At 63.4% G+C, this 3,247-nt stretch carries 3 protein-coding genes; all 3 read left to right on the forward strand.

Annotated elements, in window-relative coordinates:
- The first annotated feature begins 307 nt into the window (after positions 1-307).
- The 3 genes from KFO72_RS41620 (at position 308) to KFO72_RS41630 (ending at position 3,102) form a co-directional block, all read left to right on the forward strand.
- The gene (locus KFO72_RS41620; RefSeq protein WP_224100642.1) at positions 308-1,756 is read left to right on the forward strand and encodes an NAD-dependent succinate-semialdehyde dehydrogenase; all 1,449 of its coding nucleotides are present in this window, start codon (positions 308-310) and stop codon (positions 1,754-1,756) included.
- A 404-nt stretch (positions 1,757-2,160) separates the two neighbouring features.
- On the forward strand, positions 2,161-2,649 hold the full coding sequence (locus tag KFO72_RS41625; protein WP_054934772.1) for a hypothetical protein: 489 nt from the start codon (positions 2,161-2,163) through the stop codon (positions 2,647-2,649).
- A 36-nt stretch (positions 2,650-2,685) separates the two neighbouring features.
- Positions 2,686-3,102, forward strand: a complete 417-nt coding sequence (locus KFO72_RS41630) for a DUF302 domain-containing protein (protein WP_062916484.1) — start codon at positions 2,686-2,688, stop codon at positions 3,100-3,102.
- Positions 3,103-3,247: the final 145 nt, after the last annotated feature.

Raw genomic sequence — 3,247 nt, forward strand, 5'->3', positions numbered from 1 at the left:
TTGCGGCGGCAAAGAAAAGTAGGTGCCGCCCCGCACAGGGGCAACGCTTGAAGCGCGCTAACGTAACGCGGATGCCAGCGCAAAGCCTAAAACACCGAACACCACCGCGCGAAGCACAAAGGCACAGACATAGCGCGGACGCCAGCGCCCCCCAAAAAAACCAAAAAAACCAAACCCAAACCCCAAGCGTCGCAGACAAAAAAACACCACCCCCCGGCATACTTCCCAGCAATCAGCTAACATCAACATTCCCTCAAAGAATTCCAGCCCACGCGCGCAGCGCGCAAAAAATCCTCAGGAACACAGCATGGTCACATCCAGCAGCTACACTGATACCCGCCTGTTGATCAACAACGAGTGGTGCGACGCCGCCAGCGGCAAGACCCTCGACGTCGTCAATCCCGCCACGGGCAAGCCGATCGGCAAGGTCGCGCACGCTGGCAAGGCCGATCTGGACCGCGCGCTGGAAGCCGCACAGAAGGGCTTCGAAGCATGGCGCAAGGTGCCCGCCAACGAACGCGCCACCACCATGCGCAAGGCCGCCGCCTTCGTGCGCGAACGCGCCGACAGCATCGCGCGCCTGATGACGCAGGAGCAGGGCAAGCCGTTCGCAGAAGCACGGATCGAAGTGCTGTCCGCCGCCGACATCATTGAATGGTTCGCGGACGAAGGCCGTCGCGTTTACGGCCGCGTCGTGCCGTCGCGCAACCTGAATGCGCAATCGCTCGTCATCAAGGAGCCGATCGGCCCCGTCGCCGCCTTCACGCCGTGGAACTTCCCGGTCAACCAGGTGGTCCGCAAGCTGAGCGCCGCGCTCGCAAGCGGCTGCTCGTTCCTCGTCAAGGCGCCTGAAGAAACGCCCGCGTCGCCCGCGCAGCTGTTGCAGGCGTTCGTCGATGCAGGCGTGCCCGCCGGCACGGTCGGCCTCGTGTTCGGCGATCCCGCCGAGATTTCGAGCTACCTGATTCCGCATCCCGTCATCCGCAAGGTCACGTTCACAGGCTCGACGCCCGTCGGCAAGCAACTCGCCGCGCTCGCCGGCCAGCACATGAAGCGCGCGACCATGGAACTCGGCGGCCATGCGCCCGTGATCGTCGCGGAAGACGCGGACGTCGCGCTCGCCGTCAAGGCAGCGGGCGGCGCGAAGTTCCGTAACGCGGGCCAGGTCTGCATCTCGCCGACCCGTTTCCTCGTGCACAACAGCATCCGCGAAGAGTTCGCCGCGGCGCTCGTCAAGCACGCCGAAAGCCTGAAGATCGGCGACGGCCTCGCTGAAGGCACCCAGCTCGGGCCGCTCGCGAACGCGCGCCGTCTGACGGCGATGGCGAGCATCATCGAGAACGCGCGCGCCACGGGCGCGACGGTCGCAACGGGCGGCGAGCGCATCGGCTCGGAAGGCAACTTCTTCGCGCCGACTGTGCTGACGGACGTGACGCTCGAAGCCGACGTGTTCAACAACGAGCCGTTCGGCCCGATCGCCGCTATCCGCGGCTTCGACAAGCTCGAAGACGCCATCGCCGAAGCGAACCGTCTGCCGTTCGGTCTCGCGGGCTATGCGTTCACGAAGTCGTTCCGCAACGTCCACCTGCTGTCGCAGAACCTCGAAGTCGGCATGCTGTGGATCAACCAGCCCGCCACGCCTACGCCGGAAATGCCGTTCGGCGGCGTCAAGGATTCGGGCTACGGCTCGGAAGGCGGACCGGAAGCGATGGAAGCCTATCTCGTGACGAAGGCCGTCACCGTCATGGCCGTCTAAAGTCTGCTGAAAACGCAGACATGCCGCCCGCTGCAATGGCGGGCGGCCAGTTCTCGGATGCGTATCCCGAACGCTACGTCGAGCCGGTTCGTCGGACGAATCGAAAGCTGTTGGTAAAACTCCCGATTGGTAGCATCGTCTCCCGCTTCTAGCATGGCGTTCGATGCCGCACGCTTGCGCATCGCGCGCCTACACGGTCGCTTCGCTTTCAAACGCGGCAGATCGCTTCCGTTCTACTACTCGCTGGATTGCTGCTGCAAGCTGGACGTATGCGGCGATTCGCTGCTTTGCCCAGGCCGCGCGCGTGAAAAGAAAAACGAAAACGCACGACGCGCAGGCCCCAACGTGAGGCGCCATTGCGTCTGAACGTGGTCCGTTATGTCACGAGTCACTGGAGAGTTTCGATGATCTTTCACGCGTCCATTCCTACGCAAAATCCCGAGCGCGTCGCGCGCACGCTTGCCGAAGTGTGGGGCGGTTTCGCCGCACCGTTTTCGCCTTTTGAAGGCGCGTGGATGGCGGTGGCGGGCGACGACCGCGGCACGATCATCGAGACCTATCCGAGCAACCTCACGCTCACGCCTGGCGACACGCAGGAGCCGCTCGCCTCGATGGCGAACACGCGCGCGCAATACAGCGGCTTTCATATGGCCGTCGCGTCGCCGCTGTCGGCGGAGCAGGTGATCGCGATCGGCGAGCGCGAAGGGTGGCGAGCGGTGCGCTGCACGCGCGGAAACAACTTTTTCGACGTGATCGAATTATGGATTGAAAACAGCACGTTGATCGAAGTGCTGACGCCCGAGATGCAGGCGCAGTATCTGGGTTTCGCGACGCCTGAGAACTTCCGCGCGCTCGCCGAGCAAGCTTCCGCTTCAGTTGTTGCATCGCAATGACTACACTGCGCTGATGTTCCATCACGGGAGTCTGCGATGACTGATGTAGCGAAATGTCCCGCTTCGGTTACGACGTTCAGGAGCGAGCACGGCTTCTCGAACACGGTGGCGCGGTTGCGCGGGCTGCTCGCCGACAGAGGCATGACGATCTTCGTCGATATCGATCAGGCGGACGCCGCCGCGCAAGTGGGCATGACGCTGCGGCCGACGCGGCTGATCGTGTTCGGGAACCCCAAGGGCGGCACGCCCGTGATGCAGGTGAACCCCTTGGCCGGGTTGCTGTTGCCGCTCAAGGTGCTTGTGTGGGAGGACGACGCGCGCGTCACATGGCTTGCTATTGATGACATCACTGGCGTGCTCGTGGACGGATATGGGGTTGAGGCGTCGCTCGTCGAGCCGCTCGCGAAGGCGAAGGCGTTGATTCAGATGGCGGCGGAGCGTGATTCGGGGTGAGAGGTGACGGGGTGGTTGTTTTTGTCTGCGACGCGTTGGGGTGGTGTGCTTGCTTTTGCGATGGCATCCGCGATTTGCTTTTGCTTTCGTTGGCATCCGCGTTACGTTAGCGTGCTTCACGCGTTGCCCCTGTGCGGGGCGGCAC

The organism is Paraburkholderia sp. XV (genome assembly GCF_020177535.1).
GTDB lineage: Bacteria > Pseudomonadota > Gammaproteobacteria > Burkholderiales > Burkholderiaceae > Paraburkholderia > Paraburkholderia caribensis.

Bases quoted from the DNA above. Each gene is read 5' to 3' on its own strand.
- KFO72_RS41620 (WP_224100642.1), top strand. From the start codon at position 308: ATGGTCACATCCAGCAGCTACACTGATACCCGCCTGTTGATCAACAAC.
- KFO72_RS41625 (WP_054934772.1), top strand. From the start codon at position 2,161: ATGATCTTTCACGCGTCCATTCCTACGCAAAATCCCGAGCGCGTCGCG.
- KFO72_RS41630 (WP_062916484.1), top strand. From the start codon at position 2,686: ATGACTGATGTAGCGAAATGTCCCGCTTCGGTTACGACGTTCAGGAGC.